Raw genomic sequence first — 16216 nt, 5'->3', positions numbered from 1 at the left:
TGACCTGGGGGTTGTGAGCGTGCCGTAACGAGGAGATGCCCTGCCGTGCTGGGAGATTGGGACTTGCGACGGTTCCAAACTGCCACCCCGGAAGGGCATCTCTGGGATGAAACTCTCTCACAGGTTCACGGCCGACTCCGCGCTCTTCGACGACCCGAACCTGGTGTCGGCCGCGGGCTTGGTGCCGATGATCGCACTGGCCGAGCGGGCCGGGCTCGGTGAGCTCGCGCAGCAGCGGCTCAGCGTGCCCACCGACAAGGGCGCCAACGCGGGAGCGAAGGTGTGTGCGCTGGTGGGCGGCATGGTCGCCGGGGCGGACAGCATCGACGACATGGCGCTGCTGCGCCACGGCGCGATGAAGAAGGTCTTCTCCGCCTGTTACGCACCCTCGACGCTGGGCTCGTTCCTGCGGGCGTTCACCTTCGGCCACGTCCGCCAGCTGGATGCCGTCGCCTCCCGGGTGCTGACCAACCTGGCCCACGCCACCCCGGTGGTCAAGGGCCTGGACGAGTACGCGGTGGTGGACGTGGACGACACGATCATCGAGGTCCACGGGTACGCCAAGCAGGGCGCCGGGTTCGGCTACACCCGGGTGCGCGGGTTGAACGCGCTGCTGGCGACCGTGAGCACCGAGCAGGCCGCGCCGGTGGTCGTGGCCCAGCGGCTGCGCAAGGGCTCGGTCGGCTCCCCGCGGGGCGCGGACCGGCTGGTCGCCGAGGCCCTGGCGACCGTGGCCAGGATGCGCAGCACGCAGGCGAACCGGCCGGTGCTGGTGCGCGCGGACTCGGCGTTCTTCGGGCACCCCACCATCGGCGCCGCCGTCCGGGCCGGCGCGCAGGTCTCGGTCACCGTGCGACTGACCAGCAACATCCGAGCCGCGATCGCCACCATCGACGAGCAGGCGTGGACCCCGATCGAGTACACCGACGCGATCAAGGACGAGGTCACCGGGGCGTGGATCTCCCGGGCCGAGGTCGCCGAGGCCCCCTTCACCGCGTTCACCGCCCAGGCCCGCTCCCGTCACGTGCCCGGCCGACTGGTCGTGCGCCGCATCCCCGACCTGAACCCCAAGAACGGTGATGGTCAGGACCAGTTGTTCGACACCTGGCGCTTCCACGCGTTCTTCACCACCACCGACCCCGCCGTGCTGGACACCGTCGCGGCGGACAAGACCCACCGCGCTCACGCGGTCATCGAGAACGTCAACGCAGACCTGAAGAACTCTGCCCTGGCGCACCTGCCTTCCGGCAAGTTCGCCGCGAACGCCGCCTGGCTCGTGCTCGCCATCCTCGCGTTCAACCTCACCCGTGCCGCCGCCACGCTGACCGGCCCCCAGCTGGCCCGAGCGACCACCGCCACCATCCGCCGGACCCTGGTCACCGTGCCCGCCCGGGCAGCGTCCTCAGCCCGCCGACTCCACCTGCACCTGCCCACGAACTGGCCCTGGCAGCAGGCCTGGAAGCGACTGTTCGCCAGCGTCTGCGGACCGCCCCTACCGGCCACGACCTGACCACCCAGCCGGCGACGGCGCGACCCCAGGAAACCTGTACGTGGAACACCCCGACAGCGAGATCGGGAGATCTCCTACGTCCGCTCCCCAGAATCGCCTACGCGGTCCGCAACGCCCCACTCAACGACGTCCGTCGGTGGATCGAGGCTTAGTGATCCTTCGTCCGGAAAGTTCCGGACGAAGGATCACTTGCCGGCTGATGGATCGCTTGCCCGCTGAGGGATCGCTTGCCCGCCATCGCTTGCCCGCTGATGGATCTCGAGGGCGGCGCTGACCCGCAGCCAGCGCCGAGGCGACCAGAGTTGAGTGGAACAGACTCAACTCTGGCAGTGTTGGTCCTGGTGAGACCAGATTTTCAGCCAGCCCTGCACGCGCCCCGTGCCGGAAGGAGTAGGACACCATCATGGATCTGCAGCTGACCACCAAGGCCCAGGAGGCGCTCTCGGCCGCCGTGCGTGACGCCGCCGCGTCGGGCCACGCCCAGGTCGAGCCCGCCCACCTGCTCAAGGCCCTCGCCCAGCAGACCGACAGCACCACCGGACCCCTCCTGGAGGCCAGCGGCTCCTCGGCCGCCACCGCTCTGGCCGCGGCCGACGCCGCGCTGCGCGCCATGCCCAGCGCGAGCGGCTCGAGCATGGGCAACCCCGGCCTGTCCCGCACGATGCACGGCGTCGTCAAGGACGCCCAGGACACGATGGCCGCGATGGGGGACCGCTTCGTCTCCACCGACCACCTGCTCCTCGCCCTCGCGCGCACCGGAGTCTTCCCGGCCCTGGACGCCGCCGCGATCGAGCAGCGCATCCCCGCCCTGCGCGGCGGCAAGACCGTCGACTCCGTCGACCCGGAGGCCACCTTCGACGCCCTCGGCAAGTACGGCTCCGACCTGACCGCCATGGCCCGCGAGGGCAAGCTCGACCCGGTGATCGGCCGCGACTCCGAGATCCGCCGCGTCGTGCAGGTCCTGTCCCGCCGCACCAAGAACAACCCCGTCCTCATCGGCGAGCCCGGCGTCGGCAAGACCGCCGTCGTCGAGGGCCTGGCCCAGCGCATCGTCGCCGGCGACGTGCCCGAGTCCCTGCGCGACAAGACGCTCATCGCCCTCGACCTGGGCGCGATGGTGGCCGGCGCGAAGTACCGCGGCGAGTTCGAGGAGCGCCTCAAGGCCGTCCTCAACGAGATCCGTGACAGCGACGGCAAGGTCATCACCTTCATCGACGAGCTGCACACCGTCGTCGGTGCCGGTGCCTCCGGCGACTCCTCGATGGACGCCGGCAACATGCTCAAGCCGCTGCTGGCCCGCGGGGAGCTGCGGATGGTCGGCGCGACGACGCTGGACGAGTACCGCGAGAACATCGAGAAGGATCCCGCGCTGGAGCGCCGCTTCCAGCAGGTCTTCGTCGGTGAGCCCTCGGTCGAGGACACGATCGCGATCCTGCGCGGGCTCAAGGAGAGGTATGAGGCCCACCACAAGGTGGCCATCTCCGACTCCGCCCTCGTGGCCGCGGCGGCCCTGTCCGACCGCTACATCACCGGCCGCAAGCTGCCCGACAAGGCCATCGACCTCGTCGACGAGTCGGCCAGCCGCCTGCGCATGGAGATCGACTCCAGCCCCGTCGAGATCGACGAGCTGCGCCGTCAGGTCGACCGCCTGCTCATGGAGGAACTGCACCTGGAGAAGGCCGCCTCGGACGACGCCGCCTCGGCGGCCCGCCTCGAGCGCCTGCGCGCCGACCTCGCCGACAAGCAGGAGGAGCTGGCTGCGCTCACCGCGCGCTGGGAGGCCGAGAAGTCGGGCCTCAACCAGGTCGGTGAGCTCAAGGCCCGCCTCGACGACCTGCGCACCCAGGCCGACAAGGCCCAGCGCGAAGGCGACTACGAGGGCGCCTCCCGACTCCTCTACGGCGAGATCCCGGCGGCGGAGGCCGAGCTGGCCACCGCCCAGGAGGAGGAGCGGGCATCAGCCGCGGCACCGCATACCTCCGCGCCCATGGTCAAGGACGAGGTCGGCGCCGACGACATCGCCGACGTCATCGCCGCGTGGACCGGCATCCCCGCCGGCCGGCTGCTCGAGGGCGAGACCGAGAAGCTGCTCCGCATGGAGGAGGTCATCGGCGAGCGCCTCATCGGCCAGCGCGAGGCCGTCCGCGCCGTCAGCGACGCGGTCCGCCGCGCCCGCGCCGGCATCTCCGACCCCGACCGGCCCACGGGCTCCTTCCTCTTCCTCGGCCCCACCGGCGTCGGCAAGACCGAGCTGGCCAAGGCGCTCGCGGACTTCCTCTTCGACGACGAGCGGGCGATGGTCCGCATCGACATGTCGGAGTACTCCGAGCGGCACGCGGTCGCGCGCCTGATCGGCGCACCTCCGGGGTATGTGGGATTCGAGTCCGGCGGTCAGCTCACCGAGGCGGTGCGGCGCCGGCCCTACTCGGTGGTGCTGCTCGACGAGGTGGAGAAGGCCCACCCCGAGACCTTCGACATCCTGCTGCAGGTCCTCGACGACGGTCGCCTGACCGACGGCCAGGGCCGCACGGTCGACTTCCGCAACGTGATCCTGGTGATGACCTCCAACCTGGGCAGCCAGTTCCTCATCGACCCCACCACCGACGCGGAGACCAAGCGCGACCAGGTGATGGCCACGGTGCGGACGGCCTTCAAGCCCGAGTTCCTCAACCGGCTCGACGAGGTCGTCGTGTTCGACCCGCTGAGCAAGGACGAGCTGGCCCACATCGTGGGGCTCCAGGTCGACCAGCTCCAGCGGCGCCTGGCCGACCGGCGCATCACCCTCTCGGTGGACGAGCAGGCCGCCGCCTGGCTGGCGGACCGCGGCTACGACCCGGCGTACGGGGCCCGGCCGCTGCGCCGCCTGGTGCAGACCGAGATCGGCGACCGTCTGGCCCGCGCCCTGCTGGCCGGGCAGGTCGTGGACGGGCAGTCCGTCCAGGTCGGGGTGGCGCCCGACGGCGAGGCGCTCGAGCTGCGCTGACAGCGTTGTTCCCGTCTCGTTAACGATCCGTTCACCCACCGCGCCTCTCGAGGTCACATCCTGTGCCTACCTTCACGATCGGTTGGCACCGCAGCCAGCGCACGACCGACGTCATGTGCGGGCGTGCTGACTACCCAGATGTTCTTCAGAGAGGTACACCCGTGAAGCTTCGCCGCATCGGCACCACTGCCGCCTTCACCCTGGCCGCCGGGCTGGTCCTGACCGCCTGTGGTGACGACACCCCGACCGCGACCAACGAGACCCCCGCCCCCGCCGCCGAGGAGACGGAGGCTGCGGAGGAGGAGACCGGCGCCGAGGAGACCACCGAGTCCGAGGGCACCACCGAGGAGTCCGAGGGCACCACCGAGAGCGGCGCCGGCTACACCCCGGCCGAGGGCCTCTCCGGTGACCTCAAGGGTGCCGGCGCCTCGTCCCAGGACTCCGCGATGAACGCCTGGATCGCCGGCTACCAGGGCGCCCAGCCCGACGTCGCCGTCACCTACTCGCCCGACGGCTCCGGCGCCGGCCGCGAGCAGCTGATCGCCGGTGCGGTCGACTTCGCCGGCTCCGACGCCTACCTGGACGAGGAGGAGCGCGAGTCCGTCAAGGAGGTCTGCGGTGACGGTGGTGCAATCCACATCCCCGTCTACATCTCCCCGGTCGCGATCCCCTACAACCTCGAGGGCGTCGAGGAGCTCAACCTCAAGCCCGAGACCCTGGCCAAGATCATGAACCAGGACATCACGAAGTGGAACGACGAGGCCATCGCCGCGGACAACGAGGGCGTCGAGCTGCCCGACATGGACATCACCGTCGTCCACCGTTCCGACGACTCGGGCACCACCGAGAACTTCATGGAGTACCTCTCCGCCGTGGCCGCCGACGCCTGGCCGCACGAGGCCGACAAGAAGTGGCCGGTGCAGGGTGAGGCCGCCGCCCAGACCGTCGGTGTCATCACCACCGTCGAGTCCACCCCGGGTGCGATCGGCTACGCCGACGCCTCCGCCGTGACCGGCACCTCGGCCAAGATCGGGGTCGGCGACGAGTTCGTCGCCTTCTCCCCGGAGGCCGCTGCCAAGGTCGTGGACGCCTCCGAGTCGGCCGACACCGGTGTCGAGGGTGACCTGGCCCTGGACCTGGCCCGCGACACCACGGAGTCCGGCGCCTACCCGATCGTCCTGGTCAGCTACCACATCGCCTGCACCAGCTATGACGACGCCGACCGCGCCAACATGGTCAAGGACTTCCTCCACTACGTCGTCTCCGAGGAGGGTCAGGGTGAGGCTTCGGCCGCGGCGGGTTCCGCGTCGATCTCGCCCGAGCTGCGTGACAAGGCCAACGCCCTGATCGACACCATCCAGGGCGGCTGATCCCGCATACCACGCACCTGAGTGCAGACCGGCGGTCGTCGACGATGACGACGACCGCCGGTCTGCCGCGTGCCAGACACACTCACCCGTGACCCCCGGTTGATCCCCGAAGGAAGCACATGAACGACACCGAGCACGCGCGACCGCCCGAGGCGGACGCTCCCGCAGCTGCTCCGAACAAGGCCGTCCGGCGACCGGGCGACGTCATCTTCGGGGGCCTGTCCCTCGGCTCCGCGGTCCTGATCCTGCTCACCCTGGTCGGCGTCGCCGTCTTCCTCGTGCTGCGGTCCCTGGACGTCTTCTCCGCCGACCCGGAGGACATCAGCGGCGGCAAGGGCTTCTTCTCCTACGTCTGGCCGATGGTCTTCGGCACCGTGGTCAGCTCGCTGATCGCGATGATGCTGGCCATGCCGATCGCGGTGGGGATCGCGCTGTTCATCTCGCACTACGCACCCCGCAAGATCGGCAACGCGATCGGCTTCGTCATCGACCTGCTCGCCGCGGTGCCCTCGGTGATCTTCGGCATGTGGGGCATGGCGGTCTTCGCGCCCAGGCTCTTCCCGCTCTACTCCTGGCTGGAGGAGAACCTGGGCTTCATCCCGCTGTTCAGCGACGCCTCCGCCTCCGGCCGGACGCTGCTGACGGCCGCGATCGTGCTGGCCGTGATGATCCTGCCGATCATCACCTCGGTCTCGCGCGAGGTCTTCCTGCAGACCCCGCGCCTGCACGAGGAGGCCGCGCTGGCCCTCGGCGCCACCCGCTGGGAGATGATCAAGACGGCCGTGCTGCCCTTCGGGATGCCCGGTGTCATCGGTGGCACGATGCTCGGTCTGGGGCGGGCGCTCGGCGAGACGATGGCCGTGGCCATCATCCTGTCCCCGGGCGTCTTCAGCTGGAACCTCATCGGGGCCGGCAACCAGACCATCCCCGCCGAGATCGCCCTCCACTTCCCCGAGGCCTCCGGCCTGCGCCTGGCCGAGCTGATCGCCGCAGGCCTCGTCCTGTTCGTCATCACGCTCGCGGTCAACCTCGTCGCCCGCTGGATCGTGGACCGCCGTTCCGAGTTCTCTGGAGCCAACTGATGAGCACCCCGACCCAGACCCCCCAGACCGACGACCAGTCGCTGCACCACACCCGGCTCGACGACATCGAGGGCGTGGTCATCTCGCCGGTGCGGCCCACGACCTCCCTCCCGGCGGTCCTGCTGGCCCTCGGCGCCCTCGCCCTGGCCCTGGTCCTCTACTTCGGCGCGCAGCTGCACATCGCGGCCGCCGCGCTCCTGGCCTTCGTCGTCTACCTCTTCGCCGTCAACATCATCTACCGGGTCATCGGCGGCCCCCGGGTGGCGGCCGACCAGACCGTCCGCGCGCTGGTCTACTTCGCCTTCGTCTGCGCAGTCCTGCCGCTGATCTCGGTCCTGTGGACGGTCATCGCCGAGGGAGCGGGCCGGGCCTTCACCGGGCCCTTCCTCGAGCAGTCGATGAACGGCGTCACCGGCAAGCACGACCAGGCCTACATGAACGGCGAGGCCTCTTTCATCGGCGGCGCCTACCACGCCATCATGGGCACCCTGGTGATCACCGGGATCGCGACCCTGATCTCCGTGCCGATCGGCATGTTCACCGCGATCTACCTGGTCGAGTACGGCGGCAAGAACGCCCTCGCCCGCTGGATCCGCTTCTTCGTCGACGTCATGACCGGCATCCCCTCGATCGTCGCCGGCCTGTTCGCCTTCGCGCTCTTCACCCAGCTCGTGGGCATCCGGGACGCCAAGATGGGCATCGCCGGCGCCGTCGCGCTGTCGGTGCTGATGATCCCCACGGTGGTGCGCAACAGCGAGGAGATGCTGCGGATCGTGCCCAACGAGCTGCGCGAGGCGGCGCTCGCGCTGGGCGTGCCCAAGTGGCGCGTCATCGCCAAGGTGGTGCTGCCCACGGCGGCCTCGGGCCTGGCCTCGGGCGTCACGCTGGCGATCGCCCGCGTCATCGGTGAGACTGCTCCGCTGCTCGTCGCGATCGGCTTCGCCCGCCGCCTCAACTGGAATCCTTTCGAGGGGCCGATGGCCACCCTCGCCGTCTACGCCTACGGCATGTTCACCCGCCCGCTGAGCCCGGCGGTGCGCGAGCCCAGCCTCGAGCGGGCCTGGGCGGCCGCGCTCCTGCTCATCCTCGTCGTCGTCGCCCTCAACCTGGTGGCGCGCCTGATCGCCAAGCTGTTCGCGCCCAAGACCGGTCGCTGACCCGAGCTCCTACCGCATACCTCCCCAGAAGGAAACCCACCCGTGTCCAAGCGAATCGACGTCAAGAACCTCGACATCTACTACGGCGACTTCCACGCCGTGAAGAACGTCAGCATGGCCATCGAGCCGCGGACGGTCACCGCCTTCATCGGCCCCTCCGGCTGCGGCAAGTCGACCTTCCTGCGCACCCTCAACCGCATGCACGAGGTCATCCCTGGCGCGCGCGTGGAGGGTGAGGTGCTCGTCGACGGCCAGAACCTCTACGGCAAGGGCGTGGACCCGGTCGACGTGCGCCGCCAGGTCGGCATGGTCTTCCAGCGGCCCAACCCCTTCCCCACGATGTCCATCAAGGAGAACGTGCTGGCCGGTGTCCGCCTCAACTCCAAGCGGCTCAGCAGCAAGGCCGCCGACGAGCTCACCGAGAAGGCCCTGCGGGGCGCCAACCTGTGGAACGAGGTCAAGGACCGGCTCGACAAGCCCGGCTCGGGCCTCTCGGGTGGTCAGCAGCAGCGTCTGTGCATCGCGCGCGCGATCGCGATCCAGCCCGAGGTCATCCTCATGGACGAACCCTGCTCGGCCCTGGACCCGATCTCGACCCTGGCGATCGAGGACCTCATCAACGAGCTCAAGCAGGAGTACACCGTCGTCATCGTGACGCACAACATGCAGCAGGCCGCGCGCGTGTCCGACAAGACGGGCTTCTTCAACCTCGAGGCGACCGGCAAGCCGGGCGAGCTCGTCGAGTACGACACCACCCAGAACATCTTCAACAACCCCTCGATCAAGGCCACCGAGGACTACATCTCCGGCCGTTTCGGCTGATCACCTGCGATAGTGGCGGGTATGACGAGGCTCAGCGCACGGCATACCCGCCACCTTGCCGTCCTCGCTCTGGCGTCGGCGCTCGCGCTCACCGCGTGCAGCGACGACGAGGGCGACGACGCCACCACCTCGTCCGCCCCGCCCCCGCCGACCCCCAAGGACCGGCTGGAGCAGGCCCACGACGTCCTGGTCGAGGCGGGCTCGGTGCACCTGGAGATGAGCGGGAGCCAGCTGCCCGAGGACGAGAACAGCTACATCATCGGCGCCGTGGGGGACGGCACGATGGAGCCGCCGGCCTTCGCCGGCACGATCACCGCCAAGGTGGCCGGCATCCAGGCCGACGTGCCCACCGTGGCGCTGGACGGGGAGCTGTGGGTGAAGCTGCCCTACGTCCCCACGCACGTGAAGACGGACCCGGCCGACCTCAACGTCCCGGACCCCGCCACCCTCTTCGACACCGAGGACGGCCTGGTCGGGCTGCTGCCGCAGACCGAGGACCCGCAGTTCGGGGAGCGGGCCCGGGCCGGCTCGGAGATCGTCCAGGAGGTCACCGGCACACTGCCCGGGGAGGCCGTGACCGCACTCCTCTACGTCGGCGACGCGCAGTCGCCCTTCGAGGTCGTCTACGGGCTGGTCGAGGAGTCCTGGGAGGTCCGCACCGTGACCATCACCGGCCCGTTCTACCCGCCCGCCTCCTCCACCTACGCGCTGACGCTGGACCGGTATGGGGTTCCCGTCACCGTGACGCGTCCCTGACGTGGGTAGGGGGGAACCGGCCGCGCGGGGGGCGCGCTCGCTGCTGACCGTCGCGTCCCTGGCGGTCGCGCTGGCCGCGGCGGACACCTACGTGGTGGTGCTGGCGCTGACCGACATGATGGCCGGCGTCGGTGTCGGGATCGAGTCGCTCCAGCGCGGCACCCCCATCATCTCGGGCTTCCTGCTGGGCTACATCGCAGTCCTGCCCCTCATCGGCCGGGTCTCGGACCTTGTCGACCGGCGGCGCATCCTGCTGTGGTGCCTGGCCGTCTTCGTGATCGGATCGGCGGTCACCGCGGCCGCGGTCGACCTGGAGGTCATGGTCGCCGGCCGCTTCCTCCAAGGGCTCGGCGGCGGCGGGCTGGTCCCGGCGACCCTGGCCCTGGTCGCCGACCTGTGGCCCCGGGGCCGACGGGGGATGCCGCTGGGCGTGGTCGGGGCCGTCCAGGAGCTCGGCTCGGTGCTCGGCCCCCTCCTGGGCGCGCTGGTGCTCATGGTGGCGGGCTGGCGCGAGATCTTCTGGCTCAACGTGGGGCTGGGCGTGCTCGCCTTCGTCGGGATCTGGCTGATCCGCCCCGCCACCCCTCCCCACCAAGAGCGCCGTGTGGTTGCTCCCGACCCCCACCAAGAGCGCCCTGTGGTTGCTCCCGACCCCCACCAAGAGCGCCGTGTGGTTGCCGCCGCCCCCCACCGGGAGCGTCCTGTGGTTGCCGCCGCCCCCCACCGGGCGAGCCGTGCGGTCACCCTTCTCATCTGGGTGGTCGGCGTCCTCGCCACCGCGGCCTGGACCCTGACCCTGTGGGCCCCCGAGGCGCTGACCACCTCCATCGAGCTGGGCGCCCCCTTCGTCCCGTTCGATCCCGAGCACGGCTCACGGGTCGCCACCCCCATCGGGCTCGCCGCCGCCATCCTCACGCTCGTCCTCGCCGGCCTCAGCGCCCCACGCTGGCTCCCGCTGCTGCTGCGCGCGGACCTGCCCGGTGCCGCGCTGGTCGCGATCGCCCTGGGCTGCCTCGTCCTGACCTTCTCCACCGCCAACCCGGAGACTGAAGTCCTCGGCCCGTGGGGGCTGTGGCTGCTGCCGTTCGGTGCTCTGGCCACCCTGGCCTTCCTGCTGCGTCAGCGCACCGCCCGCCACCCCCTGATCCCCGCCGGCGTGGTCCGTGGTCGGGTCTGGCCGGCGCTCGCGGTCAGCCTGCTCGTCGGGGCCGCCCTCGTCGCGGTGGTCGTCGACGTCCCGCTGCTCTCCCGGCTGACCCAGGGCACCGACGAGACCGACGCGGCCCTGGTCCTGGTCCGGTTCCTCGTCGCCGTCCCGGTCGGGGCGGTCCTGGGTGGCTGGCTCCTGCGCCGGGTTGGTCCCGGCCTGGTCAGCGCACCTGGTCTCGCCCTCGCCGCCGTCGCGATCCTGGCGATGGGCCGCTGGGAGCGCTCCTCCCTCGACGACCCGGTCTCCACGACGCTCACCCTGGCGGCGGCCGGACTCGGCATCGGCCTGGCCATCGCCCCGGTCAACGACGCGGCGCTGGCCGACGCCCACGAGGACGGCCACGGCACCGCCAGCTCCCTTGTCGTCGTGGCACGGATGACCGGCATGGTCGTCGGCCTGGCCATGCTCACCTCGCTCGGACTGCGCAGCTTCCACCGCGAGGTCGCCGAGCTCGCCGACCCCACCGACACCAACGCCCTCCTGGACGCCGCCGTGGTCCAGGTCCAGACCGTGCTGACCGGCGCCGGGGTGGCGGCGGCCCTGGCCGCGATCCTGGCCCTGGCCCTCGGCGTCCGCGCCGTCGGCGCAGCACGGCCCTCGGCCGGTCGTGAGAGTTCCGCAGCCCCGGCCCACGGCATACCATCGAGCCCATGACCGCCCAGCTGAACCTCGTGGGGGAGCCCGAGGCCGACCGCATCCTCACCGAGCACCCGTTCGCCCTCCTGACCGGCATGCTGCTGGACCAGCAGATCCCGATGGAGGTCGCCTTCGACGGGCCGCGCAAGATCGTCGAGCGCCTCGGCAGCATCGACCCCGCCGAGATCGCGCGGACCGACCCGGACGAGTTCATCGCCCTGTGCGCGACCCCGCCCGCGGTGCACCGCTTCCCGAAGACGATGGGCCAGCGCGTCCACGATCTGGCGACCGCCGTCGTGGAGGACTACGACGGGGACACCGCCGCCATCTGGACCGAGGGCGGGCCGGACGGCAAGGAGGTCCTCAAGCGCCTCAAGGCCCTGCCCGGTTTCGGGGACCAGAAGGCCAAGATCTTCCTGGCCCTCCTCGGCAAGCAGCGGGGCTTGACCGCGGCCGGCTGGGAGCAGGCCGCGGGCGACTACGGCAGGGCCGGCGTGCACGTGTCGATCGCCGACGTCACCAGCCCCGAGTCCCTCCAGCAGGTGCGCGCCTACAAGAAGGAGAAGAAGGCCGCCGCCAAGGCCGCGAAGGGCACCACGGCCCCGTGACCTCGCCCTCATCCGGCGCGTCTCCGCGCGCCTCGATCTGGCGTGCCCCCGGCTTCCTCGCCCTGGTCTGGGTCACCTTCTTCGGATTCTCCGGGTATGCGGTGCTCCTGCCCCTGGCTCCCTCGTGGGCGGTCGCCGGTGGTGCGGGACCTGCGGGGTCGGGGCTGGTCAACGGCGTGATGCTGGGCTCGACCGTCCTCTTCCAGCTCATGGTGCCCGCGGCCCTGCGCCGATGGGGTTGGGGCCCGGTCATGGCGGTGGGGGTCTTTCTGCTCGGCCTGCCCTCGCTGCTGCACCTGCTGTCCGACTCGCTGCCGTGGATCCTGCTCCTGGCGGCCGTGCGGGGCATGGGTTTCGCGGTGCTGACCGTGACCGGCTCGGCCGCCGCGGCGCACCTGGTCGACCCGGCCCGGCGGGGTGCCGCCATCGGCGCCTACGGGCTGGCGGTGGCCCTGCCCAACCTGCTCTTCATGCCGTGGGGGCCGACCATCGCCGAGCGCCTCGGCTGGCTGCCGGTCTTCCTCATCGGGGCCCTGCCGATGCTGGGGGTCCCGGCCACCCTCGCGCTGGCGCCCCACCTGCCGCACGGGGGAGAGGAGGACGAGGAGCCCGGGCGGGGCTGGTCCGGGGAGGCCGCGCAGCCCGCGACCTCGCTCTCCCGGACCTACCGGGCCCTCGTCCCGCCAGCACTGCTGCTGCTCGCGGTGACCCTGGCGGGTGGCTCGGTCATCACCTTCGCCCCGCAGCTGGTCGAGCGCCCCGGTGTGGCCACCGCCGGGCTGCTGGCGACGGGGTTGACCTCGGCCGTGGCGCGCTGGCTGGTGGGCGGCCTGGCGGACCGCTTCGGCGCCGGCACCTTCGTGTGGCCGCTGACCCTGCTGGGGGCTGCGTCGATGGCCGCCCTCGCGCTGGTGCTGGGCCTGGACGACTGGTCGCCGGTGGGTGAGGGCTCGGTCCTGGCCTGGGTGGGTCTGCTCGCGCTCTTCGGCGTCGCGTACGGGGCGCTGCAGAACCTGACGCTCGTGCTCTCCTACGCCCTGGTGCGCAAGGACCGGATCAGCACCGCGAGCGCGGTGTGGAACATCGGCTTCGACCTCGGCACCGCGGTGGGCGCGGTCGCGGTCGGGGCGATCGCCTCGGGCGCCGGCTTCGGCTGGGGCCTGCTCGTGGCAGGCCTGGCGTGCGCGGCGACCCTGCCCCTGGCGTGGCGCGAGCGGGGAGTGGTCAGCTCTCGCTGAGGTCCACCACGACCGGTGCGTGGTCGCTGGCGCCCTTGCCCTTGCGCTCGTCCCGGTCGATGAAGGCGCCCTCGACCCTGGCGGCGAGGGCGGGGCTGCCCAGGCAGAAGTCGATCCGCATACCCCTCCGCTTGGGGAAGGCGAGCTGGGTGTAGTCCCAGTAGGTGTAGGTCCCCGGCCCCGGCGTGTGCTCGCGGGTCACGTCGCTGAAGCCGGCCCCGACCACCGCGTCGAAGGCGGCGCGCTCCTGCGGTGAGGTGTGGGTCTTGCCGGCGTAGTACTCGACCGACCACACGTCCTCGTCGGTGGGGGCGATGTTCCAGTCGCCCATCAGCGCGACCTGCGCGTCGGGCTCGGCGGCCAGCCAGCCCTGGCCGGCCTCTTTGAGCGCCTCCAGCCAGGAGAGCTTGTAGAGCAGGTGGGGGTCCTCCAGGCTGCGCCCGTTGGGGATGTAGAGCGACCAGACCCGTACCCCGCCGCACAGGGCCGAGACCGCCCGCGCCTCGGCGGTGGCCTGGTCGCCGTCGCCCCAGGTGGGCATCCCTGGGAAACCGACCTGGACGTCCTCCAGGCCGACCCGGGAGAGGACGGCCACGCCGTTCCACTGGTGGTAGCCGACGTGCGCCACCTCGTATCCCGCCGCCTCGAAGGGCACGAACGGGAACTGGTCGTCGCGGCACTTGGTCTCCTGCAGGGCCAGCACGTCCACGTCGTGGCGCTCGAGGAAGGCGAGCACCCGGTCGGCGCGGGTGCGGATGCTGTTGCAGTTCCAGGTGGCGATGCGCATGGGCCAACCCTAGGTGGCCGGTCGGCGTCAGCCGGAGCCGACGGTTTGCCGACGAGTTGACAGCCGAGATCAGAATGAGAATGATTCTCAACATGAAGTTGACGAAGACCAGTCTCATCGCCCTGTCCGTCCCCGCCCTGATGCTCGTCGGTTGCGTCCAGCCCGGCACGAACGCGACCCCGGCCGGGGGCACCTCTTCGGTCGGAGCGGCCACCGAGGGTGCCTCGACGACCACCTCGACCAGCTCCGGCACCGAGGAGGCCGGCGCGGGTGAGCCGGATGAAGGCGTGGTCCATGAGGCGGCCGGGCCCGCACCTCGCTTGGCCCTCTCCTACGACGGTGGGGTGATGGTGGTCGACGCCATGACCCTGGAGGTCCTGGGTGAGTTCGCGGCCGAGGGCTTCCCCCGCCTCAACCCGGCCGGCGACGGCCGTCACCTGTTCGTCACCGAGGGGGAGAGCCTGCGCCTGCTCGACGCGGGGACCTGGAGCGAGCCGCACGGCAACCACGACCACAGCTACACGACCGCGCCGCGGCTGAGCGCCCTGCGGGTCGACGGTTCCCACCCCGGTCACGTCGTCCCGCACGCCGGGAGCACTGCGCTCTACTTCGACGGGGACGGTCGCGTGGACATCATCGACCCGACCCGGCTGGATGCCTCGGCCGGGAAGATCGAGATCACGCGCACCCACGAGGTCGAGGAGGCCCACCACGGGGTCGCCCTCACGCTGGCGGACGGCTCGTTGCTGGAGACCGTCGGCACCTCGGAGTCCCGGTCCGGGGCGCGCGTCGTCGGTGCCGACGGGACCGAGACGGCCCGTACCGAGGAGTGCCCCGGCGTCCACGGCGAGGCGGTGGCGGCCAACGAGGTCGTGGTGCTGGGATGCCAGGACGGTCTGATCGTCTACCGCGACGGCGACTTCTCCAAGATCTCCTCGCCCGACCCGTCCGGCGCGGCCGGCACGCTGGCCGGCTCCGCCCTGTCCACGGTGATGCTCGGGGACTACAAGGTCGACGAGGATGCCGAGCCGGAGCAGGTCAGCCTCCTCGACACGGCGACCGACGAGCTGCGCCTTGTCGACCTGGGCACGTCCTACACCTTCCGCTCCCTGGCGCGTGGGCCGCAGGGGGAGGCGCTGGTCCTGGGCACCGATGGTGCGGTGCACGTGATCGACCCGGAGTCTGGCGAGGTCACGCACGAGATCCCGGTCGTGGAGCGGTGGGCGGCACCGGCGGAGTGGCAGCAGCCGCGCCCGGCGCTGTTCGTCATGGGGCAGTTCGGCTATGTGACCGAGCCGGCCACCCGGGAGGTGCACATCGTCGACCTGGACTCCATGTCGGTCATCGACACGGCCCAGCTGCCGCAGGTGCCCAACGAGATCACGGGTGTCGACGGCCGACTGGCCCGCCCGCACGCCGCCGACGCCGACTCCGACCACGGGAGCCACGAGGATGAGGGTCACGAGGACGAGGGCGACGACCACGAAGGTCACGACCACGACAACCACGAGGGTCACGACCACGACAACCACGAGGGTCACGACCACTGACCTCCAGTCAGGGGCGGGCCACGATCCGGCGCAAGGCCTGCCGGTAGCCCTCCCGCACGGCCGGCAGCGCGAGCCGCACCAGCGGCGCGGGGATCCTGCCGACGCTCACCGACTGGTGCCAGCGGAGCAGGGTGCCCGCGCCGTGCGGCTCCAGGGCCGCCTCGATCTGCCCGCCCAGAGGCCGCCCTACCTTCTCGATCACGGCGAGGTGGGGCGGCTCCCAGCGGGTGACCACCATCCGGTCGTCGATCCGGACCGGCCCGAGGCGCGTCGTGGCGGTGAACTCCGCCCCCGGCCCGAGCGGCGCGCCGGGCGACGAGCCAGCAGGCGCCCCTGCACCCGGCCCCACCGTCGTCAGCGGGACGTGACGGGTATGCCGGTCCAGGTCCCACAGCAGCGCCCACGCCTGCGGTGGCGGCGGGCCGACGTGCAGCTCGAGGGTGAAGGCCGGGGTCGTCATCTGGTCAGGGTAGTTCCGGCCCGTCCCCCACCACCGGCACATGCATG

At 71.2% G+C, this 16216-nt stretch carries 13 protein-coding genes; 11 read left to right on the top strand and 2 right to left on the bottom strand.

Annotation, left to right across the window (positions count from 1 at the left end):
- Nucleotides 1–106 precede the first annotated feature (106 nt).
- From ACTMMA_RS12155 to ACTMMA_RS12110, 10 genes are all read left to right on the top strand, one after another.
- Nucleotides 107–1510, top strand: a complete 1404-nt coding sequence (locus tag ACTMMA_RS12155) for an IS1380 family transposase (RefSeq protein WP_441190400.1) — start codon at nt 107–109, stop codon at nt 1508–1510.
- A 403-nt stretch (nt 1511–1913) separates the two neighbouring features.
- Nucleotides 1914–4493 (top strand): ATP-dependent chaperone ClpB, encoded by a 2580-nt coding sequence (gene clpB / locus ACTMMA_RS12150; RefSeq protein WP_441190399.1) that lies wholly within the window; start codon nt 1914–1916, stop codon nt 4491–4493.
- A gap of 161 nt (nt 4494–4654) precedes the next feature.
- Nucleotides 4655–5863 (top strand): phosphate ABC transporter substrate-binding protein PstS, encoded by a 1209-nt coding sequence (gene pstS / locus ACTMMA_RS12145; RefSeq protein ID WP_441190398.1) that lies wholly within the window; start codon nt 4655–4657, stop codon nt 5861–5863.
- A gap of 119 nt (nt 5864–5982) precedes the next feature.
- Nucleotides 5983–6945, top strand: coding sequence for a phosphate ABC transporter permease subunit PstC (gene pstC / locus ACTMMA_RS12140; protein ID WP_441190397.1), 963 nt, complete (start codon nt 5983–5985; stop codon nt 6943–6945).
- Nucleotides 6945–8102 (top strand): phosphate ABC transporter permease PstA, encoded by a 1158-nt coding sequence (pstA, locus tag ACTMMA_RS12135; RefSeq protein ID WP_441190396.1) that lies wholly within the window; start codon nt 6945–6947, stop codon nt 8100–8102. Before pstC ends, pstA begins: the two co-directional genes overlap by 1 nt.
- Nucleotides 8103–8144: 42 nt before the next feature.
- A complete protein-coding gene (gene pstB / locus ACTMMA_RS12130) occupies nt 8145–8924 on the top strand; it encodes a phosphate ABC transporter ATP-binding protein PstB (protein WP_441190395.1) in 780 nt (259 codons plus the stop codon).
- A 21-nt stretch (nt 8925–8945) separates the two neighbouring features.
- Nucleotides 8946–9680, top strand: coding sequence for an LppX_LprAFG lipoprotein (locus ACTMMA_RS12125; RefSeq protein ID WP_441190394.1), 735 nt, complete (start codon nt 8946–8948; stop codon nt 9678–9680).
- A 1-nt stretch (nt 9681) separates the two neighbouring features.
- Nucleotides 9682–11544, top strand: coding sequence for an MFS transporter (locus ACTMMA_RS12120; protein WP_441190393.1), 1863 nt, complete (start codon nt 9682–9684; stop codon nt 11542–11544).
- Entirely contained in the window at nt 11541–12134 is a 594-nt protein-coding gene (locus tag ACTMMA_RS12115; RefSeq protein ID WP_441190392.1) for an HhH-GPD-type base excision DNA repair protein, read from the top strand. The genes ACTMMA_RS12120 and ACTMMA_RS12115 overlap by 4 nt, the downstream gene beginning before the upstream one ends.
- Nucleotides 12131–13372 carry an MFS transporter gene (locus ACTMMA_RS12110; protein ID WP_441190391.1) on the top strand — a complete coding sequence of 414 codons (1242 nt, stop codon included), beginning with the start codon at nt 12131–12133 and terminating at the stop codon, nt 13370–13372. Before ACTMMA_RS12115 ends, ACTMMA_RS12110 begins: the two co-directional genes overlap by 4 nt.
- Here ACTMMA_RS12110 and ACTMMA_RS12105 read toward each other — a convergent pair.
- Entirely contained in the window at nt 13359–14159 is an 801-nt protein-coding gene (locus ACTMMA_RS12105; RefSeq protein ID WP_441190390.1) for an exodeoxyribonuclease III, read from the bottom strand. The genes ACTMMA_RS12110 and ACTMMA_RS12105 overlap by 14 nt on opposite strands.
- A 92-nt stretch (nt 14160–14251) precedes the next feature.
- Between ACTMMA_RS12105 and aztD the strand changes: the two genes are divergently transcribed.
- The gene (aztD, locus tag ACTMMA_RS12100; protein WP_441190389.1) at nt 14252–15709 is read left to right on the top strand and encodes a zinc metallochaperone AztD; all 1458 of its coding nucleotides are present in this window, start codon (nt 14252–14254) and stop codon (nt 15707–15709) included.
- Between the two features lie 7 nt (nt 15710–15716).
- Here the strand turns inward: aztD and ACTMMA_RS12095 are convergent, their stop codons facing one another.
- Nucleotides 15717–16169, bottom strand: coding sequence for an SRPBCC family protein (locus ACTMMA_RS12095; protein WP_441190388.1), 453 nt, complete (start codon nt 16167–16169; stop codon nt 15717–15719).
- Nucleotides 16170–16216: the final 47 nt, after the last annotated feature.

It is taken from the genome of Ornithinimicrobium panacihumi (assembly GCF_052073805.1).
GTDB classification, from domain to species: Bacteria; Actinomycetota; Actinomycetes; order Actinomycetales; family Dermatophilaceae; genus Ornithinicoccus; species Ornithinicoccus panacihumi.
Note: the sequence above shows the minus strand (reverse complement) of the source record. Positions and strands in the feature narration are given on the sequence as shown.

Coding starts and splice junctions, on each gene's coding strand:
- aztD (WP_441190389.1), top strand. CDS start 14,252: ATGAAGTTGACGAAGACCAGTCTCATCGCCCTGTCCGTCCCCGCCCTG.
- ACTMMA_RS12095 (WP_441190388.1), bottom strand. CDS start 16,169: ATGACGACCCCGGCCTTCACCCTCGAGCTGCACGTCGGCCCGCCGCCA.
- ACTMMA_RS12115 (WP_441190392.1), top strand. CDS start 11,541: ATGACCGCCCAGCTGAACCTCGTGGGGGAGCCCGAGGCCGACCGCATC.
- pstC (WP_441190397.1), top strand. CDS start 5,983: ATGAACGACACCGAGCACGCGCGACCGCCCGAGGCGGACGCTCCCGCA.
- pstA (WP_441190396.1), top strand. CDS start 6,945: ATGAGCACCCCGACCCAGACCCCCCAGACCGACGACCAGTCGCTGCAC.
- clpB (WP_441190399.1), top strand. CDS start 1,914: ATGGATCTGCAGCTGACCACCAAGGCCCAGGAGGCGCTCTCGGCCGCC.
- ACTMMA_RS12125 (WP_441190394.1), top strand. CDS start 8,946: ATGACGAGGCTCAGCGCACGGCATACCCGCCACCTTGCCGTCCTCGCT.
- ACTMMA_RS12155 (WP_441190400.1), top strand. CDS start 107: ATGAAACTCTCTCACAGGTTCACGGCCGACTCCGCGCTCTTCGACGAC.
- ACTMMA_RS12105 (WP_441190390.1), bottom strand. CDS start 14,159: ATGCGCATCGCCACCTGGAACTGCAACAGCATCCGCACCCGCGCCGAC.